This is a genomic window from Streptomyces sp. NPDC041796 (genome assembly GCF_055590785.1).
Genome location: NZ_JBVJAH010000033.1, coordinates 12878 through 32142, shown reverse-complemented (window position 1 = coordinate 32142; position 19265 = coordinate 12878). Strand labels below are relative to the sequence as shown.

The 19265-nt window shown below is 70.7% G+C and carries 15 protein-coding genes and 1 rRNA gene; 9 read left to right on the top strand and 7 right to left on the bottom strand.

The annotated features are described in order from the left end of the window. Nucleotides 1–71, top strand: a 5S ribosomal RNA gene (gene rrf / locus ACZ6C1_RS36060); the annotation flags it as partial. 111 nt (nt 72–182) lie between these two features. Here the strand turns inward: rrf and ACZ6C1_RS36055 are convergent. Genes ACZ6C1_RS36055 through ACZ6C1_RS36035 form a run of 5 tightly spaced genes read right to left on the bottom strand, consistent with a single transcriptional unit; the run spans nt 183 to nt 5628 of the window. Beyond that, the gene (locus tag ACZ6C1_RS36055; RefSeq protein ID WP_469247204.1) at nt 183–1493 is read right to left on the bottom strand and encodes a DUF58 domain-containing protein; all 1311 of its coding nucleotides are present in this window, start codon (nt 1491–1493) and stop codon (nt 183–185) included. A gap of 11 nt (nt 1494–1504) precedes the next feature. Beyond that, complete coding sequence (locus ACZ6C1_RS36050; RefSeq protein ID WP_469247202.1) at nt 1505–2488, bottom strand: AAA family ATPase; 984 nt, start codon at nt 2486–2488, stop codon at nt 1505–1507. Next, the gene (locus tag ACZ6C1_RS36045; protein ID WP_469247200.1) at nt 2485–3705 is read right to left on the bottom strand and encodes a DUF4350 domain-containing protein; all 1221 of its coding nucleotides are present in this window, start codon (nt 3703–3705) and stop codon (nt 2485–2487) included. Before ACZ6C1_RS36045 ends, ACZ6C1_RS36050 begins: the two co-directional genes overlap by 4 nt. Continuing rightward, nucleotides 3702–4373 carry a DUF4129 domain-containing protein gene (locus tag ACZ6C1_RS36040; RefSeq protein WP_469247207.1) on the bottom strand — a complete coding sequence of 224 codons (672 nt, stop codon included), beginning with the start codon at nt 4371–4373 and terminating at the stop codon, nt 3702–3704. The genes ACZ6C1_RS36045 and ACZ6C1_RS36040 overlap by 4 nt, the downstream gene beginning before the upstream one ends. 22 nt (nt 4374–4395) lie before the next feature. Further along, nucleotides 4396–5628, bottom strand: coding sequence for a DUF7847 domain-containing protein (locus ACZ6C1_RS36035; RefSeq protein WP_469247198.1), 1233 nt, complete (start codon nt 5626–5628; stop codon nt 4396–4398). Between the two features lie 182 nt (nt 5629–5810). On the opposite strand from ACZ6C1_RS36035, the gene mtnA reads away from it, so the two are divergent. The 7 genes from mtnA (at nt 5811) to ACZ6C1_RS36000 (ending at nt 14324) form a co-directional block, all read left to right on the top strand. Further along, entirely contained in the window at nt 5811–6968 is a 1158-nt protein-coding gene (gene mtnA / locus ACZ6C1_RS36030) for an S-methyl-5-thioribose-1-phosphate isomerase (RefSeq protein ID WP_469247197.1), read from the top strand. 4 nt (nt 6969–6972) lie between these two features. Then, nucleotides 6973–7662 (top strand): two-component system response regulator MtrA, encoded by a 690-nt coding sequence (mtrA, locus tag ACZ6C1_RS36025; RefSeq protein ID WP_219852863.1) that lies wholly within the window; start codon nt 6973–6975, stop codon nt 7660–7662. Between the two features lies 1 nt (nt 7663). Beyond that, nucleotides 7664–9670 (top strand): MtrAB system histidine kinase MtrB, encoded by a 2007-nt coding sequence (gene mtrB / locus ACZ6C1_RS36020; protein WP_469247194.1) that lies wholly within the window; start codon nt 7664–7666, stop codon nt 9668–9670. Beyond that, a complete protein-coding gene (locus ACZ6C1_RS36015; protein ID WP_469247192.1) occupies nt 9660–11516 on the top strand; it encodes an LpqB family beta-propeller domain-containing protein in 1857 nt (618 codons plus the stop codon). Before mtrB ends, ACZ6C1_RS36015 begins: the two co-directional genes overlap by 11 nt. 100 nt (nt 11517–11616) lie before the next feature. Beyond that, a complete protein-coding gene (locus ACZ6C1_RS36010; RefSeq protein WP_469247190.1) occupies nt 11617–12345 on the top strand; it encodes a ComF family protein in 729 nt (242 codons plus the stop codon). A 332-nt stretch (nt 12346–12677) separates the two neighbouring features. Continuing rightward, nucleotides 12678–13364 carry a ribosome hibernation-promoting factor, HPF/YfiA family gene (hpf, locus tag ACZ6C1_RS36005; protein WP_469247189.1) on the top strand — a complete coding sequence of 229 codons (687 nt, stop codon included), beginning with the start codon at nt 12678–12680 and terminating at the stop codon, nt 13362–13364. Between the two features lie 192 nt (nt 13365–13556). Continuing rightward, nucleotides 13557–14324, top strand: coding sequence for a response regulator (locus ACZ6C1_RS36000; RefSeq protein WP_469247187.1), 768 nt, complete (start codon nt 13557–13559; stop codon nt 14322–14324). 39 nt (nt 14325–14363) lie between these two features. Here the strand turns inward: ACZ6C1_RS36000 and ACZ6C1_RS35995 are convergent, their stop codons facing one another. Then, complete coding sequence (locus ACZ6C1_RS35995; protein WP_469247206.1) at nt 14364–15536, bottom strand: winged helix-turn-helix domain-containing protein; 1173 nt, start codon at nt 15534–15536, stop codon at nt 14364–14366. Between the two features lie 48 nt (nt 15537–15584). After that, nucleotides 15585–16154, bottom strand: a complete 570-nt coding sequence (locus ACZ6C1_RS35990; RefSeq protein ID WP_469247185.1) for a GNAT family N-acetyltransferase — start codon at nt 16152–16154, stop codon at nt 15585–15587. Between the two features lie 254 nt (nt 16155–16408). On the opposite strand from ACZ6C1_RS35990, the gene secA reads away from it, so the two are divergent. Beyond that, nucleotides 16409–19234: a preprotein translocase subunit SecA gene (gene secA / locus ACZ6C1_RS35985; protein ID WP_469247183.1), complete on the top strand. Its 2826-nt coding sequence runs from the start codon at nt 16409–16411 to the stop codon at nt 19232–19234. Nucleotides 19235–19265 lie beyond the last annotated feature (31 nt).

The window sequence follows — 19265 nt, the reverse complement described above, 5'->3', positions numbered from 1 at the left end:
CGGAAGCTAAGCCTTTCAGCGCCGATGGTACTGCAGGGGGGACCCTGTGGGAGAGTAGGACGCCGCCGAACAATTTTTAGCCTCAGTCCCCGGACTTTAGTGTCCGGGGACTGAGGCATTTTTGCGTTCACGGGCCGTACCGCACCCTTCTGTCGGGCCGGTTGCTCGCGTGGTGTATGCGGTCAGAGGCGACCGGCTGCCTTCAAGGCGAGATAGGCGTCGGCCAGGGCTGGAGCGAGGTTGTCGGGAGTGGCGTCCACAACGGTGACGCCGTGCCGCTGGAGCTGTTCGGAGGTTCGGCGGCGCTGGGCCTGGCTCTGGCTGCCGGCGGCGGCTTCGTAGACCGCTTCGGCTGAGCCTCGTGCTTTCGTCATCGCCTCCGTGTGCGGGTCGGAGACAGAGGCCACGAGGACGGTGTGACGCTGGGTGAGCTGTGGCAGCACGGGGAGCAGGCCCTCCTCGATGGGGGCGGCTTCCAGGCTCGTCAGAAGGACGATCAGCGAACGCCTGGGGGCGTTGGTGAGCGCGGCCGAGCTGAGGCCGCGGGCGTCGGTTTCCACCAGCTCGGGCTCGAGTGGGGCGAGGGCGTTCACGAGGGCCGGAAGGATGTCCTTCGCGGAGCGGCCTTGAACGCGGGCGCGGATGCGGCGGTCGTAGGCCAGGAGGTCGACTCGGTCGCCGGCCCGGGTGGCGAGCGCGGTGAGGAGGAGCGCGGCGTCCATCGACGCGTCGAGGCGGGGGACGTCACCCACTCGGCCGGCGGAGGTGCGGCCCGTGTCGAGGACGATGAGGATGTGGCGGTCCCGTTCGGGGCGCCAGGTGCGTACCGCGACGGTGGTTTGGCGGGCGGTCGCGCGCCAGTCGATGGATCGGGTGTCGTCGCCGGGGACGTACTCACGAAGGCTGTCGAACTCGGTGCCTTGGCCGCGGACGAGGACGCTGGTGCGTCCGTCGAGTTCGCGGAGGCGGGCCAGCCTGGACGGAAGATGCTTGCGGCTGGTGAAGGGCGGAAGGACGCGGACGGTCCAGGGCACCTTGTGGTTGCCCTGGCGGGCGGCGAGGCCGAGCGGTCCGAAGGAGCGGACGGTGACGCGTTCGGCGTGCCGGTCGCCGCGGCGGGTGGGCCGCAGGACGGTGGTGAGGCGTCGGCGCTCACCGGCCGGGATGGTCAGTGCGTGCCGGGACGCGGCCTGCTCACTGCCGGGGAGCCAGCTGCTGGGGGGCCAGGCGTCGCGGAGTTGGGCGCGGAGGCGCCGCCCGGAGGGGTTGGTGACAGTGAGGTGGACTTCGGCAGTGTCACCAAGCCGAACATTTGTGTCACCGCTTCGGGTGAACTGCAGCGTCCGCACTGGCGCGGCGAGCGCGTAGTCGCACAGAATTGCGAGTGAAAGGGGCGCGTTGACTGCGAGCATCCCCGTCCAACTGGGGGCGAGGATGCCGACGGGGAGAGCGCCGATGGCGGCGAGGAGTGCGGTTCGTCCGGTGAGGGCCACGGTTCACTGCCTCATCGGGGTACGGGGACGTGGGCGAGGATCGCGGTGATGACGGAGTCAGGGGTGACTCCTTCCATCTCGGCCTCGGGGCGCAACTGGATGCGGTGGCGCAGGGTGGGAAGGGCCAGGGCCTTCACATCGTCCGGGATGACGTAGTCGCGGCCGGTGAGCCAGGCCCAGGCACGAGCGGTGGAGAGCAGTGCGGTGGCGCCTCGCGGCGAGACGCCGAGAGTGAGTGAGGGGGATTCACGGGTGGCGCGGCAGATATCGACGACATAGCCGGCGATCTCGGGGGTGACCGAGGTCTTGGCGACGGCGGCGCGGGCGGCTTCCAGGTCGGCGGGGCCGGCGACGGGGCGCACTCCGGCGGCGTGCAGGTCCCGTGGATTGAAGCCTTCGGCGTGCCGGGTCAGGACGTTGATCTCGTCCTGGCGTGAGGGCAGAGGGACCGTCAGCTTGAGAAGGAAGCGGTCCAGTTGGGCCTCGGGCAGCGGGTAGGTGCCCTCGTATTCGACGGGGTTCTGTGTGGCGGCGACGAGGAACGGCTCGGGCAGCGGGCGGGGGGTGCCGTCGACCGTTACCTGTCGTTCCTCCATCGCTTCCAGGAGCGATGACTGGGTCTTAGGAGGGGTGCGGTTGATCTCGTCGGCGAGGAGGAGATTGGTGAAGACGGGGCCGGGCTGGAAGGAGAACTCGGCGCTGCGGGCGTCGTAGACCAGGGAGCCGGTGACGTCGCTCGGCATCAGGTCGGGGGTGAACTGGACGCGCTTGGTGTCCAGTTCGAGAGACGCGGCAAGTGAGCGGACGAGCAGCGTCTTGGCGACACCGGGTACTCCCTCGAGGAGGACGTGGCCCCGGCAGAGGAGGGCGACGACGAGCCCGGTGACAGCGGGGTCCTGCCCGACCACGGCCTTGGCGATCTCGGTGCGCAGAGCCTCCAAGGAGGAGCGGGCGCTGTCCGAGTTGTCAGCGGTCTCGGGGGTCGGGGCACTCATGAGGTGCGTACCTCTCTTTCGAGGGCGTCGAGTTGGTCTGCGAGGAGGGTGAGTGCGGCGTCGTCGGCGGGAGCCGGGCCGAAAAGGAGGGTCCTGAGGTCTCTGTCCCCGGTGGCGAGGCGCGCCGATACGGCGGGGAGCAGGGACTCGGGGGAGTGCGCTTCCGTTGGCGGGACGCCCAGGAGCGGTGCCAGTCGGGTTCGGGTGGCGGTGCGCAGGACGGTGGCCGCACGGTCGCGGGCGTTGGCGCGGCGGTAGAGGCGTGCGCGGCCCTCGGCGGTTTCGGAGGCGCGGGTGGCGACGGGGAGTCGTTCGGTGACGAGGGGGCCGAGGCGGCGGGCGCGCCAGATGGCTGCGAGCAGGGCGGCGAGGGCCAGTTGGAGGGTGCCCCACAGCCAGCCGGACGGGATGAGTTGGAGGAAGCCGCGTTCCGCCGCGTCCTCGTCCCGGTCACCACTGTCACCACTTCCGCCGCCGGCGGCGGCGGAGGGATCGTCGAGCGAGGGGAGGTACCAGACCAGATGAGGCCGGGAGCCCAGGAGTTGCAGGGCGAGGGAGGCGTTGCCCTGCTTGTCGAGACGCTCGTTGTAGAGGATGTCGGGGGAGCCGAGGAGGACGGTGTCACTGCCGGCGGGGCCATCGATCCGCACGAGGGTGGCCAGACCGTCGTTGGGGTAGCAGGTGGCGCTGCCGGGGAGGCCGGTCGTGTAGCGCTCGCCGCCGAGGTCGACGTCACCGGCCCGCTCGGCGGCGGGCAAGGAGCATCGCGGGGAGAGTGCCGAGACGGGGGCGGAGGCGGCGGTTGCCACTCCGGGCGCCAGAGTTCCGATGGAGGACGGGCCCGAGGAGAGCAGGACCGTGCGGCCGACCGCGGTGTCCATGTCCTTGCGCAGCAGGGCCTGCTGGTGGTCCGTCAGCAGGTCGGGGGTGGTGACGAGGAGTGTGGTGTCCGGACCGGTCGCGGTGGTGGCCTCGGTGAGGGTGGTGACGACTCGGATGGTGACGCCGCGTTGCTTGAGGAGTTCGGCGACCGCGCGACTGCCGTTGGGGCCGGTGGAGCGGGGGTCGAGGCTGCCGTGCCGGCCTTCGGAGCGCACGAGGGCCATGACGATTCCCGCCACGACGAGGATGGCCAGGGCGAGCAGCAGCCCTCTCACCCGTGTCCAGATCTGGCGGGAGGTGAGGGACGTCGAGGTGGGGGAGGCGGTGGTCGTCATCCGGCCGCTCCCTGGGCGGCATCGCTCAGGTCGGGCTTGGCCCGTTCGAGAGCGGTGTCCACGTCCTTGAGGCGTTGGTACGCGTGCTGGTCGGCGGTGCGGCCACCATATGTGACGTCGTCGAAGGTGCGGGCGGCGGCTCGGAGTTCGTCCGCGTGGGCGGGGAGGGGGCGGCCGGCTTCGGCCGCGGCCTCGTCGGCGGTACGGCCGGGTCGCGGGTCGAGGACGGTGCGCTCCTCCAGGGAGCGCACGATGGCCCGCATCCGCTCCTGGACGGCCTCGTTCCAACGGCCGGCGGTGGCGTGCCTCTCGGCGGCGGCGCGGTGTTCGGCGGCGCTGCGGATGCGGTCGTCGAAGAGGGAATCGGAGGCGGCGGATGCCCGTTGCGGGGTGCCGAGCCGCCACCACAGGGCGCCGAGGAGGGCCAGGACGACGAGGACGATCACCACGAGCCCGAGCGGGCCTCCCGGGGTGGCACCCGACGCGGAGTCGAAGAGCCGGCCGACCCAGTCCCAGAAGCTGTCGAGCGCGCGCTGGAGCAGGTTCGGGTCGTTCTCGTGGTACATCGGCCTGGACAGTTCCCGCTCCGCCGCCTCACGGGCGGGGACACGGGGAATGTCCAGTGGTACGTCGTCGCTCGCGCGGACCGTGGGCCGCGCCGTCGTCATGCCCCCCGTGATCGGCACCGCATCAGCTCCTGGAAGCGGTGTCGCCGGGCGAGGGGGAGCCGTATCCGGGCACGCCGGCGGCGCGGGCCAGGTCGATGTCGAGGGCCTCCCGCCGGATCCGCTGGTCGATGTAGAGGAGGACCGAGACGCCCGAGGAGATCGGGTAGGTGATCGAGGCGGCGATGACCGCTCCGATCCCGGTGATGATCAGGAAGGGCCAGCCGAATTCCGGAGCCGTGCCGGAGAACAGGCCGCCGAGGCCCTCGCCGTCCACGGCGAAGGCGATGAGGGTGAACGGGATCGCGATGATCATCGAGATGAGGAACATCAGCAGCATGGTGAGCGTCATGATGCCGAAGATCCGCCACCAAGCGCCCTGGACCAGCTTGGCGGAGCGCCGCAAGGAGGCGATGACGCCCTGCCGTTCCAGCATCAGCGCCGCGTAGGCGAGGCTGAATCGCACGAGGAGCCAGACGATGACCACGGCGGCGGCGATTCCGCCCAGGACGGTGAGCAGCACACCCGCGGGCGAGCCGTTGAGGAGCAGACCCGGGAGCAGGCCGACGGCCATGAGGGCGACACTCAGCAGCGGCAGCAGGACCGTCAGGCCCAGGAGCTGGGGGAGCCTTGGGCGGGCCTCGCGCCAGGCGTCGGGGAGGGTCACCGGGCGGCCCAGCACGGCGCGGCTGATCACCATGGTCAGCAGGGCCGTGGTGATGAACGTGCCGATGAGGGTGATGACGGTCGTGGGGCCCAGGGAGACGAGGCTCGCCTTGAGGGACTCCACCGACTGTTCCAGGGCTTCCTCAGGGGTCGGGTCCGCACTGAGCCGCGGGGGCGCCGGCACGAGATAGCGCTGGACGAGGATGTCGCCGATCTGCGTGACGACGGAGACGGTCAGCGTGATGCCCAGGACGGTTCGCCAGTGGGCGCGCAGCGTGGAGACCGCACCGTCGAGGATCTCGCCCACGCCGAGGGGACGCAGCGGGATGACGCCGGGCTTGGCGGCCGGCGGCCGGCCCCAGCCGCCCTGGTGCTGACCGCCGCCCCAGCCGGGTGCGGGAGCGCGGGGCGGAACGGGGCCGGAGGGCCCGGGTGCGGTCGGCGGGGACCACTGGCCGGCCGGGGGCTGGTTCGTGGACCACTTGGAGGGTGTGCCTGGGGCGTCGGCGGGCTCGGCGGGCCGCGGGACGTCGGAGCCCTGGCCGTCGGAGGGGGAGGATCCGGGCGAGGCCCAGCCCGGAGTGTCGTTCACGGTCGTCCACCTCGTGAATTCGTCGCGGTGCCGGCTCGTCGAGCCGGCTCGGTCACGGTGCCGGGCCGCTCGGTGGGGCGGCAGGTTGGCAGCCATGGTGCCACGCGCCGTCCACGGCCGGGCCTGGGGTCGGATCTCCTCGGCACCTTCATTGTCCGTGGCTCAGCGGGCAGACTGGGCGGATGGCTGATCAGTACGCACAAACTCCCGTCGGCTCCAAACCGTCCATGCCGCCCTCCCTGCGTTGGGAGGAGCCGCCGGAAGGGCCCGTGGTGGTGCTTCTCGACCAGACGCGGCTGCCCGCCGAGGAGGTCGAGCTGGTCTGCACGGATGTTCCGGCGCTGGTCCGTGCGATCCAGACGCTCGCCGTGCGGGGCGCTCCGCTGCTGGGCATCGCCGGTGCGTACGGTGTGGCGCTGGCCGCCGTGCGGGGTTATGACGTGGACGAAGCGGCGGAGCTGCTGGCGGGGGCGCGGCCCACCGCGGTGAACCTGGCGTACGGCGTGCGGCGGGCGGCGGGCGTGTACCGGGCGGCGCTGGAGAAGGGCGAGGACCGGGCGGGGGCGGCCCAGGCGGCTCTGCGGGAGGCCAAGGACCTGCACCGGGAGGACGCCGAAGCGAGTGCGCTGATGGCGGGGCACGGTCTGGCCCTGCTGGACGAGCTGCTGCCGGGCGGCAGTCACCGGATCCTGACCCACTGCAACACCGGGGCGCTCGTCTCGGGTGGGGAGGGGACCGCGTTCGCCGTGGCGCTGGAGGCGCACCGGGCGGGCAGCCTGCGGCGGCTGTGGGTGGACGAGACCCGGCCGCTGCTGCAGGGGGCGCGGCTCACGGCGTACGAGGCGGCCCGCAACGGCATGGCGTACACGCTGCTCACGGACAATGCGGCGGGCTCGCTGTTCTCGGCCGGGGAGGTGGACGCCGTGCTGATCGGGGCGGACCGGATCGCCGCCGACGGGTCGGTCGCGAACAAGGTCGGCAGCTATCCGCTCGCCGTGCTGGCCCGGTACCACCATGTGCCGTTCATCGTGGTGGCACCCACCACGACGATCGACCCGCACACTCCGGACGGGGCGTCCATCGAGGTGGAACAGCGCGCCGGGCAAGAGGTGACGGAACTCACCGCTCCACCGCAGGTGGCGACCGGGGGAGTGGGCGTGGGGTCCGGCGGAGGGCTGCCGGTGGCACCGCTGGGAACCCAGGCGTACAACCCCGCGTTCGATGTCACGCCCCCGGATCTGGTGACGGCGATCGTCACCGAGCTGGGGGTGGTCTCCCCGGTCACCGGGGGTGGAATTGCCGAGCTGTGTGCCAGGTCACGCCAGGTAACGATTAGCTAATGGGATGATGTCGAATATGAAGGGACGCGTCCTTGTCGTCGACGACGACACCGCACTGGCCGAGATGCTCGGGATTGTGCTGCGTGGTGAAGGTTTCGAGCCGTCGTTCGTAGCGGACGGCGACAAGGCACTTGCTGCTTTCCGGGAGGCCAAGCCGGACCTGGTGCTGCTGGACCTCATGCTGCCCGGTAGGGACGGCATCGAGGTGTGCCGGCTCATCCGGGCGGAGTCCGGCGTGCCGATCGTCATGCTCACCGCCAAGAGCGACACCGTGGATGTGGTGGTCGGGCTGGAGTCCGGCGCCGACGACTACATCGTCAAGCCGTTCAAACCGAAGGAGCTGGTCGCCAGGATCAGGGCCCGGCTGCGCAGGTCGGAGGAGCCGGCGCCGGAGCAGCTGACCATCGGCGATCTCGTCATCGACGTGGCCGGCCACTCGGTGAAGCGGGACGGACAGTCGATCGCGCTGACGCCGCTGGAGTTCGACCTGCTGGTCGCGCTGGCCCGTAAGCCGTGGCAGGTGTTCACCCGCGAGGTGCTGCTGGAGCAGGTGTGGGGTTACCGCCACGCCGCGGACACGCGGCTGGTGAACGTCCATGTGCAGCGGCTGCGCTCCAAGGTCGAGAAGGACCCGGAGCGGCCGGAGATCGTCGTCACCGTCCGTGGTGTCGGTTACAAGGCTGGGCCGAGCTGACATGTCCCGCGGCAGTGCTGCTCCGAAGCCCGGGAACCCGGGAGTCCGTGCGGGGCGGGCTGCCGGGCCGGGGCGTCAGCCATGGCGGCCCGGCCGCCTGCTCCAGGACGGGGCACCGGGTGGTCCGGTGCTCCGGCTCCTGGTGCGCTGGGTACGCCGGCCACTGTTGCCGGCGTTGCGGCTGTGGCGGCGGAACATCCAGCTGCGGGTGGTCGTCGGCACGCTGCTGATGTCGCTCGGAGTGGTGCTGCTGCTCGGATTCGTGGTCATCGGCCAGATGCGCAACGGTCTGCTGGACGCCAAGGAGCGGGCCGCTCAGAGCCAGGCTTCGGGCGGGTTCTCGGCGGCCCAGGACCAGGCCGATGAGCAGCCGGGGCCGGGCGGGCCCGACGGGGGCACCGCACGGGCGTCGCTGAACTGGCGGTCCGATCTGGTCGTGCAGCTGGCGAGCGGTGGCCAGGGCGCGTTCAACGTGGTGGCGCTCAGCTCCGACACCGAGGGCGCGGCTCCCAGCCGGGGTGCGCGGGCTTCCGGCGGCGTGGAGCCGGCGCGGAGCATTCCGGTGCAGCTGCGGGAGTCGGTCGCGCAGGGGCCGGGGGCGTTCCAGACGTACACCCGGATCAACTACTCGGACGGCAAGCCGTCCGAGGCGGCACTGGTCATCGGCAAACGCCTCAATGACATCGACGGCAACGCCTACGAGCTGTACTACCTCTTCCCGCTGACCCAGGAGGAGGACTCCCTCGCCCTGGTGAAGACGACCCTCGCGACGGCCGGGCTGTTCGTGGTGGTGCTGCTGGGAGCGATCGCCTGGCTGGTGGTGCGGCAGGTCGTGACGCCGGTACGGATGGCGGCGGGGATCGCCGAGCGGTTGTCGGCGGGCAGGCTCCAGGAACGGATGAAGGTCACCGGCGAGGACGACATCGCGCGGCTCGGCGAGGCCTTCAACAAGATGGCGCAGAACCTCCAGCACAAGATCCAGCAGCTGGAGGAGCTGTCGCGGATGCAGCGGCGGTTCGTCTCGGACGTCTCGCACGAGCTGCGTACGCCGCTGACCACGGTGCGGATGGCGGCCGATGTCATTTACGAGGCGCGGGAGGACTTCGACCCTGTGACCGCGCGCTCCGCCGAGCTGCTGGGCGACCAGCTGGACCGGTTCGAGTCGCTGCTGTCGGACCTGCTGGAGATCAGCCGTTTCGACGCGGGTGCCGCGGCGCTGGAGGCCGAGCCGATAGACCTGCGGGAGGTCGTCCGCAGGGTGATCGGCGGGGCCGAGCCGCTGGCCGAGCGCAAGGGCGGCCGGATCGTGGTGGTGGGCGACGAGCAGCCGGTGGTCGCGGAGGCGGATGCGCGCCGTGTGGAGCGGGTGCTGCGGAACCTCGTCGTCAACGCCGTGGAGCACGGTGAGGGCCGCGACGTGGTGGTGCGGATGGCCGCCGCGGGCGGCGCGGTCGCCGTCGCGGTGCGCGACTACGGGGTCGGGCTGAAGCCGGGCGAGGCGACGCGGGTGTTCAACCGCTTCTGGCGGGCGGACCCGGCACGCGCCCGCACGACGGGCGGTACGGGGCTGGGGCTGTCGATCGCCGTGGAGGACGCGCGGCTGCACGGCGGCTGGCTGCAGGCGTGGGGCGAGCCGGGAGGCGGTTCGCAGTTCCGGCTGACGCTGCCGCGTACGGCGGACGAGCCGTTGCGCGGCTCGCCGATACCCCTGGAGCCCGAGGACTCGCGGCGCAACCGTGAGCGGGCGGCCGCCGAGGAGGCGTCCCAGGGCGCCGGCCGGCTGCCGACGGTGCCCGGACAGGCCGGGGGCCCGGCCCGTACGGGGCTGCCCGTTTCGCCGCGTACGGCGCTGCCGCCCCGGCAGACGGCGCAGGTGGCCGCCGATCCGACGGCCCTGCCCGGGAACGGGTCGCGGGTGGTGGCGCGCGGCGCCGGTGAGCGGGCGGGCGAGGCCGCCTCGTCGGCGGCGCAGGACGGAAATCGGGAGGGTACGACTCGTGGGCGCTGAGCGTCGTCGCGGCCGTGGACGTTCGGTGCGCGGAGCCGCGCTGCTCGGATGCGGCGTGCTGCTGGCCGGGTGCGGGTCGATGCCGGACAGCGGGGACGTCTCCCCGGTGAAGGCGTCCAACCCCGGCGACTCCCAGGTCCGGGTGTACCCGGTGACGCCTCGGGAGAACGCGGAGCCGGACGAGGTCGTCGACGGATTCCTGGAGGCGATGACCGGTGACGACCCAGGGTTCGCGACGGCACGGACGTACCTGACCAAGAAGGCGGCACGGGAGTGGAAGCCCGAGGAGCGCACCACGGTGCTCATGGCCGCGCCGGTCAGCCGGCGGGAGCCCAGCGGTATCCGGGAGACGCAGGATCGTCTCGTCTACCCCTTGCACGGTGATCAGATCGCCACGGTGGACAGCCGTCACGCCTACGAGCCGATGCGGACGACCCCCTACAAGGGGACGATCCAGCTGGTGCAGGTGCCGGGTCCCGACGGCAAGGGGAAGGAATGGCGTATCGACAGCCTTCCTTCGGGTCTGTTGCTGGGTGAGTCGGACTTCCAGCGCAACTTCCGGTCGGTGAACAAGTACTACTTCGCCTCCGGTCGGCGCTGGGTCGTGGCCGACCCGGTGTACATCCGGCAGCGCCAGGATCCGGTGACGCGGATGGATCCGGTGGCGCAGACCGTCAAGGCGCTGCTCGAAGGGCCGACGAACTGGCTGGACCCGGTGGTGGATTCCAGTTTCCCCACGGGTGTGGCGCTGAAGGACGGCGTCACGTCGCTGACGCCCGACGACCAGAACAAGCTCAAGGTGCCGCTCAATAAGAAGGCGGACAATATCGGGACCGAGACGTGCAGGGAGATGGCGGCCCAATTGCTGTTCACCCTGGGCGATTTGGGATCCGCCAGGGTGGAGCAGGTCGAGGTGCAGCGCGAGGACGGGCGTCCCGTGTGCCTGCTGGGGGAGAGTCAGAAGGAGAACTACCGGGCCGATCCGTCGGGCGGCCTCCACGTGAACCCGTATTTCCTCGACGCGTCCGGCCGCCTGGCGAAGTTGGACGCCCGTGCCGAGAACGTGGGCAGGCCGTCGCGCGTGCCGGGGCCCTTCGGGAACGGGACGCTGAAGATCGGCAACGTCGCGGTCGCACGTGACGAGCGCCGGGCGGCGGCGATCACGGACGGTGACGGGAACCTGCGGGTCGCCTCCGTGGTCTCGGACGCGAGCGTGGAACCGCCGCCGCCGCTGGTGCGCAGCCAGGGTGCCAGGCCGGAGGACCGGCTGTCGGCGCCGAGCTGGGACGGCCGCGGCGGTCTGTGGGTGGCCGACCGGGACCCGGCGAACCCCCGGTTGCTGTACGTGCCGGACGGCGGCGAGGAGCCGGTGCCGGTCGCGGCTCCGTGGCTCGTCGACGGAGTGCGGATCGAGGCGCTGCGGGTCTCCGAGGACGGGGTGCGCATGGCGCTGCTGCTCACGAAGAACGACAAGACGACCCTGCACATCGGGCGGGTGGAACGGCAGGGCACCGGCGCGAAGCAGACCGTCCAGGTGGTGGATCCGCAGGAGATCGCCCCCCGGATGGAGTCGGTGACGTCCGTGTCGTGGGCCGGGCAGAGCCGGCTGGTGGTGCTGGGCAAACTGGCCGGCGGCGTGCAGCAGGTGCGCTACATCCAGACGGACGGTTCGACCTCCGCCGCGGCGATTCCGGGGCTGAACCAGGTGAAGGTGGTCGCGGCGTCGAACGACGAGCGCACGCCGCTGGTGGCTGCCTCCGCCGACGCCGGCATCGTGCGGCTGCAGGCCGGCGCGAACTGGCAGCCGATGGTCGAGAAGGGCACGTCTCCGGTGTATCCCGGCTGACACGGCGGCTCCGGGAGCCCTGGACGGGTGGCCGGGGGCCCGTGGCAGGGGTTTTCCACAGGGGTGGACGCGGGGCCGGGTGGCTGGTGACCCTTGGGCCATGCCCTGGTGGTGGCGGGAGATCGTGGGACTGGTGCTGCCGGTCGCCTGTGAGGGGTGCGGGCAGGCGCGTACCGCCTTGTGCGAGGCCTGCGGCCGGGCGTTGTACGGAGCGGGTGGCCGGCGGGTGAGGCCGGTTCCCGAGCCGGTGGGGTTGCCGGTGGTGTGTGCCGCGGCGCCGTACGAGGACGCGGTGCGCGCGGTGCTGCTCGGGCACAAGGAGCGCGGCGCGCTGGGGCTGGCCCGGCCGCTGGGGCGGGCGCTGGCCGGGGCCGTGAGGGCCTCTGTGGCCGCCTCTGGAGGGTCGGGCGGCGGTCCGCTGCTCCTGGTACCGGTGCCGTCCGCGCGACGCGCGGTACGGGCGCGTGGGCACGACGCCGCGCGACGGATGGCGCTGGCCGCCGCCGCCGAGCTGCGGCGTACGGGTACGGAGGCGCGGGCTCTGCCCCTGTTGCGGCAGCGCCGGGCGGTGGCCGACCAGACCGGGCTGGGCGCGCGGGAGAGGCTCGCGAACCTCGCGGGCGCCCTGGAGGTGCCCGCGGGCGGAGGACGGCTGCTCGCCGGAGGCAGGCCCGTCCTGGTCGACGATCTCATGACCACCGGGGCTTCGCTGGTCGAGGCGGCGAGGGCACTGCGTGCCGGTTCCGAGCCGCAATTCGGGGGACTCGTACAGGTGAGCGCCGCGGTTGTCGCCGCCCCACCGATCTCGTTCGAAATAAACCGGAACTGACGGGGAACTTGCAACGTTGCAGGTACTGAGAGAGCGAAAACACCTGATCGGAGGTTCGTGCGGATACCGGGTGCCGACATCCGTCCGAGCGAGCTATGTTCGGGTGTGAGGAATGGCGAAAGCCGCGCTTCACCGAATGCACTGCCGTGTTTCCGGCCAGATTCCGGGCACGGTCAGGACATCGAAGGTGGTGGGGTGGGGATCTTGCCTACGGGGGAGGAGGAGGTCGAGTCGCCAAGTCCGAGGCTCCGGTACTCACCGGGGTCTGGTGCAAAAGGGAGATGCTCGCCGGCCGGTGGGCCGGCAAGAGCGATCCGGGAACGGAGTTCTGCGTGGACATCGTCGTCAAAGGCCGCAAAACCGAGGTGCCCGAGCGGTTCCGCAAGCACGTGGCCGAGAAGCTGAAGCTGGAGAAGATCCAGAAGCTCGACGCCAAGGTGATCAGCCTCGACGTCGAGGTGTCCAAGGAACACAACCCGCGGCAGGCAGACCGGTCCGACCGCGTGGAAATCACCCTCCACTCCCGGGGGCCGGTGATCCGGGCGGAGGCGGCGGCAGGCGACCCCTACGCAGCCCTTGACCTGGCGACGGGCAAGCTCGAAGCACGACTGCGCAAGCAGCACGACAAGCGTCACACCCGCCGTGGCAACGGCCGGCTCTCGGCCGCCGAAGTCGCCGACGCCGTCCCGGGCGTGGCCCGGCTGAACGGGAACGGCGCCGTGGCCGTGGAGGAGCGCGAGTCGGTGCCCACCACCCGGATGGGCCCGCTCGAGGTGCGGGGCGAAGGACCCCTGGTGGTCCGGGAGAAGACCCACACGGCCGCCCCGATGTCGCTCGACCAGGCTCTCTACGAGATGGAGCTCGTCGGGCACGACTTCTACCTGTTCGTGGACTCCGAGACCAAGCAGCCCAGCGTCGTCTACCGCCGGCACGCCTACGACTACGGCGTCATCCACCTGGAGAGCGACCCGCTGGCCGGCTCGGAGGCCGGCGGTGCGGGTGGCGCGCTCGGTGGCTGACGGAAGCTGAATCACCCCGGTGGTGCCCCTTGGAGCGCCGTGTGCGCCCCCAGGGGCACCCCCGTGCGACCAGAGGATCACCGCTTCGCCGTCCAGGCATGAAATCATGGCGGGGCGCGCCAACCGCTGCTCCGAGGGCCGAGGTTGGCGTACCGAAAGTGAACGTCAGGCAGGCCTGCAGGGGGAGGAACGATGGCGGACAGCTTCGGCCCGGTGCACCACCCGGGCGGCTCCGACGCCCCGGTGGGCGGAGCGGGCTGTGGAAGCGGTACCGGCACGGACGGCGGCGCGTCCCGCAAGGAGCCCATCAGGGTCCTGGTCGTGGACGATCACGCGCTCTTCCGCAGAGGCCTGGAGATCGTTCTCGCCCAGGAGGAGGACATCCAGGTGGTGGGCGAGGCGGGCGACGGCGCGGAAGCCGTCGACAAGGCCGCCGACCTGTTGCCCGACATCGTGCTGATGGACGTCCGGATGCCCAAGCGGGGCGGTATCGAGGCCTGCACCTCCATCAAGGAGGTGGCCCCCAGCGCCAAGATCATCATGCTGACGATCAGCGACGAGGAGGCCGACCTCTACGACGCGATCAAGGCGGGTGCCACCGGCTACCTCCTTAAGGAAATCTCCACCGACGAGGTGGCCACCGCCATCCGGGCGGTCGCCGACGGACAGTCGCAGATCAGCCCGTCCATGGCGTCCAAGCTGCTCACCGAGTTCAAATCGATGATCCAGCGCACCGACGAGCGGAGGCTCGTCCCGGCGCCCCGGCTGACCGACCGCGAGCTGGAGGTCCTGAAGCTGGTCGCCACCGGTATGAACAACCGGGACATCGCCAAGGAGCTGTTCATCTCGGAGAACACGGTGAAGAACCACGTCCGCAACATCCTGGAGAAGCTCCAGCTGCACTCCAGGATGGAAGCGGTGGTCTACGCGATGCGGGAGAAGATCCTCGAGATCAGGTGACGGCCGGATGGCGGCCGGGTGAGAGGCGCCCTGTGGCGGTCAGCCGAGACGGGCCAGGGCGGACGCCAGCTCCGGTCCGTACTCCGGGCGGTCGACGCGCTCGACGCGTACCGCCTCGCAGCCCACCCACTCGGCGGCCTCCCGCAGTGCCTGTGCCATGGGGGCGACGGCCTTCGGGGAAGCCAGCGACACCTGCTTGGCCACCAGAGTCTTCCCCTCCCGGGCCGGATCCACCCGGCCCACCAGCATCCCGCCCGCGAGCAGCGGCATCGCGAAGTAGCCGTGTATCCGCTTCTGTTTGGGGACGTACGCCTCCAGACGGTGGGAGAAGCCGAAGATCCGTTCCGTCCGCGCCCGCTCCCAGATCAGTGAGTCGAACGGCGACAGCAGGGTCGTACGGTGACGGCCGCGCGGCATGCTCGCCAGGGCCTCCGGATCCGCCCAGGCCGGCTTGTCCCAGCCCTGCACCCGCACCGGCACCAGCCCCGAATCGGCGACCACCGCGTCGAACTGCTCCCCCTTGAGCCGGTGGTAGTCGGCGATGTCGGCGCGCGTCCCCACCCCCAGCGCCTGCCCCGCCAGCCGCACCAGCCTCCGCAGGCACTCGGTGTCGTCCAGCTCGTCGTGCAGCAGGTGATCGGGAACGGCACGCTCCGCCAGGTCGTACACCCGCTTCCAGCCGCGCCGCTCGGTGCAGACCACCTCGCCGTACATCAGCGCCCGCTCGACGGCGACCTTCGACTCCGACCAGTCCCACCACTCGCCGCCGTTCTTCGCGCCGCCGAGCTCCGTGGCGGTCAGCGGGCCCTCGGCGCGCAGCTGCTTGATCACCGCGTCGTAGGCGCCGTCCGGCAGGTCGTGGTACCACTGCGGGCGCTTGCGGTAGGCGCGTCGGCGGAAGGCGAAGTGCGGCCACTCCTCGATGGGCAGGATGCACGCCGCGTGCGACCAGTACTCGAAGGCGTGCGTCTCCGTCCAGTACGCGGATTCCACCGTCGTGCGGCCCACGGCGCCGAGCCGTGCGTACGGGATCAGCTCGTGGGAGCGGGCCAGCACCGAGATGGTGTCCAGCTGGACGGCGCCGAGCCGGCGCAGCACGCCGCGCACCCCGGCGCGGCGGTCCGGGGCGCCCAGGAAGCCCTGGGCGCGCAGCGCGATACGACGGGCCTCGTCGGCGGAGAGCTCGGCGGTCGGAGGCGGCAGGGGCGTCATGGTCCGCACGGTCGTCATGCTCGGCACGATAGACCGCGGCACTGACAGTCAGGAGGGGGCCGGGAGATAGGGCACGGTGCTCGGCAGGCCGAGGTCCGAGGGGAGCAGGGAGCCCACCCACGCGTCACGGACGGTGCCCTTGTTGAGGAGGCCCGCGCGCTGGACGCCCTCGACCGTGAAACCGGCTTTCTCGGCAACGGCGCGCGAGCCCGTGTTGCCGACCTCGGCGCGCCACACCAGCCGGGTGCACCCGGTCGTCGTGAAGGTCCACTCCGCCAGGGCCAGGACGGCTTCCGTGGCGTAGCCGCCGCCGCGGTGCTCCTTGGCCGTCCAGAAGCCGATCTCCCACACCCCCGAGTGCCCGCGCACACCGACGGCGCCCACGAGCGGGCCGCCCGTGCGGGGCAGGACCGCGAAGTCCAGGTCGTACCCGGTGCGCCAGCCGTCGGGCACGATCCGCCCGAGGAAGTCCTCCGCGTGATGCCTCTCGTACGGGGAGGGCACCACCGTCCAGCGCTGGATCTCGGGGTCCTGGCAGGCCGCGTGGACGGCGTCGGTGTCGTCGGGCGTGAACGGGCGCAGGCACAGCCGCTCGGTGGTCAGGGTGACGGGCTCCATGGTGGGGATTCTGGTGGGGCGGTCGGGGGTGGGGCGAACACTTTTCGGGTTCAGCGGCACCTTCGGTGCGTCCCGCGCGTTCTCCTTGTGGGCGGCATGTCGGCGCGGCAGTCGGCCCAGGTGAGCGCGGACCTCCCGAGGCGGCGGCGTCCTCGCTTACGATGGCCGTTGCGGTGGGGCCCACCTGCCGTGCCCGTGCCAGTGTCCATGACAAGACCTAGTGCCAGGCCCGACCGGCAAGGAGACCAACCTCAGTGTCCGTCTTCAACAAGCTCATGCGTGCAGGCGAAGGCAAGATCCTGCGCAAACTGCACCGCATCGCGGACCAGGTCAACTCCATCGAAGAGGACTTCGTCAACCTCTCCGACGCCGAGTTGCGGGCGCTCACCGAGGAGTACAAGCAGCGGTACGCCGACGGTGAGAGCCTCGACGACCTGATGCCCGAAGCCTTCGCGACGGTCCGCGAGGCCGCCAAGCGCGTGCTTGGTCAGCGCCACTACGACGTCCAGCTGATGGGCGGCGCCGCGCTGCACCTCGGTTACGTCGCCGAGATGAAGACCGGTGAGGGCAAGACCCTCGTCGGCACGCTGCCGGCGTACCTCAACGCGCTGTCCGGCAAGGGCGTGCACATGATCACCGTCAACGACTACCTGGCGGAGCGCGACTCCGACATGATGGGCCGGGTCCACAAGTTCCTGGGCCTGAAGGTCGGCTGCATCCTCGCCAACATGTCGCCGGCGCAGCGCCGGGAGCAGTACAACTGCGACATCACGTACGGCACGAACAATGAGTTCGGCTTCGACTACCTGCGCGACAACATGGCGTGGTCCAAGGACGAGCTCGTCCAGCGCGGCCACAACTTCGCCTGTGTCGACGAGGTCGACTCCATCCTGGTCGACGAGGCCCGTACGCCGCTGATCATCTCCGGCCCGGCCGACCAGGCCACCAAGTGGTACGGCGACTTCGCCAAGCTGGTCACCCGCCTCAAGAAGGGCGAGCCCGGCAACCCCCTCAAGGGCATCGAGGAGACCGGCGACTACGAGGTCGACGAGAAGAAGCGCACCGTCGCCATCCACGAGGCCGGTGTCGCCAAGGTCGAGGACTGGCTGGGCATCGACAACCTCTACGAGTCGGTGAACACGCCCCTCGTCGGTTACCTGAACAACGCCATCAAGGCCAAGGAACTGTTCAAGAAGGACAAGGACTACGTCGTCATCGACGGCGAAGTCATGATCGTCGACGAGCACACCGGCCGTATCCTCGCCGGCCGCCGCTACAACGAGGGCATGCACCAGGCGATCGAGGCGAAGGAAGGGGTGGACATCAAGGACGAGAACCAGACGCTCGCCACGATCACCCTGCAGAACTTCTTCCGCCTCTACGACAAGCTGTCGGGCATGACCGGTACGGCCATGACCGAGGCCGCCGAGTTCCACCAGATCTACAAGCTGGGCGTCGTCCCGATCCCGACGAACAGGCCGATGATCCGCAAGGACCAGTCGGACCTGATCTACCGCACCGAGGTCGCCAAGTTCGCCGCGGTCGTCGACGACATCGAGGAGAAGCACAAGAAGGGCCAGCCGATCCTCGTCGGTACGACGTCGGTCGAGAAGTCCGAGTACCTGTCGCAGCAGCTCTCCAAGCGCGGCATCCAGCACGAGGTGCTCAACGCCAAGCAGCACGACCGTGAGGCGTCGATCGTCGCACAGGCCGGCCGCAAGGGCGCCGTCACCGTCGCCACCAACATGGCCGGCCGTGGTACCGACATCAAGCTCGGCGGCAACCCCGACGACCTCGCCGAGGCCGAGCTGCGCCAGCGCGGCCTGGACCCGGTCGAGCACGTGGAGGAGTGGGCCGCGGCCCTGCCCGCCGCGCTGGAGAAGGCCGAGCTCGCCGTGAAGGCCGAGTTCGAAGAGGTCAAGGCGCTCGGCGGGCTGTACGTGCTGGGCACGGAGCGGCACGAGTCGCGGCGTATCGACAACCAGCTGCGCGGTCGTTCCGGCCGTCAGGGCGACCCGGGCGAGTCCCGCTTCTACCTGTCGCTCGGCGACGACCTGATGCGGCTGTTCAAGGCCCAGATGGTCGAACGCGTGATGTCGATGGCCAACGTGCCCGACGACGTACCGATCGAGAACAAGATGGTCACGCGCGCCATCGCGTCCGCGCAGTCCCAGGTCGAGCAGCAGAACTTCGAGACGCGTAAGAACGTCCTGAAGTACGACGAGGTCCTCAACCGGCAGCGTGAGGTCATCTACGGTGAGCGCCGCCGCGTCCTGGAGGGCGAGGACCTGCACGAGCAGATCCGCCACTTCATGGACGACACGATCGACGCCTACATCGAGGCGGAGACCGTCGAGGGCTTCGCGGAGGAGTGGGACCTGGAGCGGCTGTGGGGCGCCTTCAAGCAGCTCTACCCGTGCAAGGTCACCATCGAGGAGCTGGAGGAGGCGGCCGGCGACCGGGCCGGTATCACCGCCGAGTTCATCGCGGAGTCCGTCAAGGAGGACATCCACGAGCAGTACGACGCGCGGGAGAAGCAGCTCGGCTCCGACATCATGCGTGAGCTGGAGCGGCGTGTGGTGCTGTCGGTCCTGGACCGCAAGTGGCGCGAGCACCTCTACGAGATGGACTACCTCCAGGAGGGCATCGGCCTCCGCGCGATGGCGCAGAAGGACCCGCTGGTCGAGTACCAGCGCGAGGGCTTCGACATGTTCACCGCGATGATGGAAGGCATCAAGGAGGAGTCCGTCGGCTACCTGTTCAACCTGGAGGTCCAGGTCGAGCAGCAGGTCGAGGAGGTCCCCGTGCAGGACGCGGTCGCCGCGAAGCCCTCCCTGGCCAAGGAGGACGCCGTACCGGCGCAGGCGGGCGCGGGGCGCCCGGAGATCCGGGCCAAGGGCCTGGACGCACCGCAGCGCCCGGACCGGCTGCACTTCTCCGCGCCGACCGTGGACGGCGAGGGTGGTGTCATCGAGGGCGACTTCGAGAACGGTGACGGGTCGGGCCCGTCCGGTACGGACGGGATGACGCGTGCCGAGCGGCGCAAGGCCCAGAAGGGCGGGCGTCGCCGCAAGAAGTAGCCCTTCGCCGTAGAAGGGTCTCCGGGGCCGG